We start from the raw sequence: 3,455 nt of genomic DNA on the forward strand, positions 1-3,455 counted from the left end.
CCTAATGGATTGTTTACGGATTTCAGTTTATTGGTACGTGCAATGGTAGAACGATATACGGTCATCTTGCCGTCTTCGTCGGAAGAGACGATTTCGGGGAAGCCGTCACCGTCAACGTCACGAAGGTCTACGAGTGGACGGCTCATACTTTGCCCGATACTACCACCCGGATTAATAACTATCTTTATAGGAGTCAGAGGTATGATAAAGCCAAATGTTGCAGCAGCATTAGCTGATTCTGATGTTGAAGAGGATTTACTGATATCCCTGAATCCCTGCCATAGCATAGGGGGTGCAAAACTATTACCTGTATTCAGTGCGACCTGTATGTTATCACCATCTTTCCATACCTTATCCGGCAACCCGTCTGCATTTACATCCAACAACTGGTAGTCAACCTGGCTTGAAGCAGTTGTTATTCCAAATCCACCTGAGAAACTACCCTTATTAATTGAATATCCTAGTCCCCCTCCGGCATTGATTGTCCAGCTATGACCACTACTTATTTTTTCTATTTGCCAGTCAATCGGCTCTGAAAATCCATAACCTAAATTTAATTGTACACGTTTATCCGACAATATCTTATCCGGTAAGCCATCACCATTCACATCTAGTAAGGTGTAATCGGTATAATCTTCATTATAAGATCCACCGACAGAACCCGATACAGACAATTTATTCAAACCGTTAAAGGAACTGACTAAGGCTTCATTACTCAAATCTTTTATTTTAGTTGCTGTTGCCCCTGTCTTTCCGGTTGGTGTAAAATCCTTAAATCTTGTATTACCTCTCTCTCCGGAAGTAGTAGAGGACGACAATATGACACCTCCTCCGCCAACGCCACCGGAAACACTATTATTCTTACTGTAATGGGTAAAATTACCGCCCAGTACTTCTCCATCGAGTCCTCCTTTGGTATTGGTATATTTTATTTCGCTTTGAGAAACAATATCAGGGAATCCGTCTCCATTCATATCCGTAAAAGACATAATATTTTGCTCCCATCCTGTCGATTTACTGACATCTCCGGAAAACGCACCTACACCTGCACCTGCAAAAAGGCCATCACTGCTACTCTTACTTTTCAACTCAATACCTGAAGCAGCTGAGCCCAGTATGCAGCTACCCGTTGTTTGTGATGTTTGTCCAAATCCGGCTAGAGGGTTGGTCATTACAACATCCTGTTCTCCGAGTCGGGAACTGGCCATTAAATCTCCATTAATAAATGTCAACGGGTCTTGTCCTACCCAATATGCTTTACTTTTCCCCTCTAAAGCCATTGGCAGAAATACCATCTTCATAGGATCTGCATCGCCCTCTGTTTCAGGAAGCTTTAAAAGAGATTCATTAATAGGATTTCCAAATCTCCCTTCATTAGCATTATATACAAATTGGCCCCATCCGCGGTAAACAGCTCCATAGCCATCGAATGCTCTGTTTGTATAAGCACTTACATTGATATTGGTCTGTGCGGTAGAAGTAACTGTGGCCGTAGGAGTACCCAATGCCGTGAAAAAATTCACATCTTTATTTTCAACATAATACTCTATCCATATATTTCCTGCTGCAACAGCCAAATTTGAGATAGTGGATGCCGCTGAAATTATTCCATTAACGACAACCACTTCTTTTTTAGACAATATGCCGGAAGTAGATTTAACAACCATCATTAATTTTCCGTTAATTGCCGGTGCCGGCAAAGCCAATAGTGCTGAAAAAGAAGGTGCAATACTTATAGTGCCGGCAGTTGCCATTGTATAGATATCTCCTTTAAATAAGGTTGTACTATAGTTGGTATGATAGACAACCGCTGCATTTTTGGTATTTATGCCATTGGATAAATATTCTACAAAAGGAGTCCATTTTAGGCTCTCGGATGCCACACTCGATTTGGAGTCTATCACTAGTTGAAGATTCACTCCCTGAATATTATTACTGAAACTGAAAGAAAGGTTGCCGTTATATTGTTCATCCTTAGCAAATATTCTTTCATATACAACGACCTGACCACTATAAGCCGGGTTGTTTATTGCATTCCCGTCTCCATCATTGATTAGTTGATCATTTGACAATATCGCTTTCAGGATTATACTGTCTGAAGTAATCGGTTTTACAAAATTTCCCGTAACTGTAATATTGGACACATCCGAAGGTATGTTATTGGGTGATTCAACACTCACAAAATCTGCTTCAGAAGCCTTGAATACGGCTGTGCCATAGTTATTCGGATCAATGAGATTTGTTTGGTTTGTATATGTTATTATTGGCGACCATCTGACCACATCAAACGCACCATTGGACATCTTATCTGTTCCGGATTGCACACGAAAATACACTTTCTGTCCTTTAACAACATTAATCCCGCTTTTTAGTAGAGGAATAACATCTGTATTTTCTTTTGGAATAACTTTTACCAGTTCCGGTATTTCATTTCCACCTAGCTGTACTGCTATTCTGACTCCATCAGCCTTGGCATATTCATCTGTATCAAAATTGTCTGTTGGGGCTAGTAGCTGTACGTCTGCTTCAATCTTTATTGTTCCGGTATATGGTGCTTCCCAAACGCGGACAACATCGAGCAATGGCGATTCGGCAATTAGCTCTTCCTGTTCTGCGGGATCTACCTCCATATCACTAATGTCAATAATTCCTCCTCCCATAATTGGGCTTGGCGTATCTCCACTGCTTAATGTAAAGGTCGGAACCAGATTTCCGGCTGCATCTTTTTCGATATGATTGAAATAGACTTTAGTATCTGATACGATATCGATTAATCCGTCATTGTTCACATCGGCAAAATAAGTATCAGTGATACTTTCGGTTTTACCTTTCTCATAACCTGCGGATGCGACTTTCGCATAGGCTTTAGGACCCCAGGCATTTACTTTGCTTTTACTTCTCGAAAAACGGGAAATATTTCCGATGATCTTAATATCATCTCCATACTTAACTTCTGTATCTGATGTCTGAGATATATTCGGTCTGTAGTATAAACCATTATTCTTTCTATATACTTTATCTGCCAGTCCGTCTCCATTTATATCAACAAGCGTAATTAATCCTTCTGTTTTCGAAGATGTATAGCTATAACTTGCTCCGGCAGATAAATCCTTACTGATTGGGCTGCCGATACCAACTCCAAGATAGGCCGATATATTTTTAGTCGCAGTTTCACTTCCTCCCAAAGCACTTGCTTTATCACTAAATCCGGGAACTCCCAGATTAGCCACCGGATTGAAAAATCCGGCATTAATATCATCATCATGTAACTTCCACGTCTCAGCATCACTCTTAAACGGTTTATACCCGTTTTTCGAATCTACATCGTCATAATACTCCATTGTATGTGACGCAAACTCGGCCCCGTAAGCATCCAGATGCGTCACCTTATCCAATATATTGGTATTAAAAGCCCCTTGCTTATAAGCAAAAGTATAGCTTCTGAGCGGCTGACC

At 40.7% G+C, this 3,455-nt stretch carries 1 pseudogene; it reads right to left on the minus strand.

From position 1 onward, the window contains the following. Positions 1-3,455: pseudogene (locus tag CLV62_RS21850) on the minus strand (toxin TcdB middle/N-terminal domain-containing protein); the annotation flags it as partial.

The sequence above is a fragment of the Indolivaga alginatilytica genome, from assembly GCF_003201355.1.
Classification (GTDB): Bacteria; Bacteroidota; Bacteroidia; order Bacteroidales; family Dysgonomonadaceae; genus Dysgonomonas_A; species Dysgonomonas_A alginatilytica.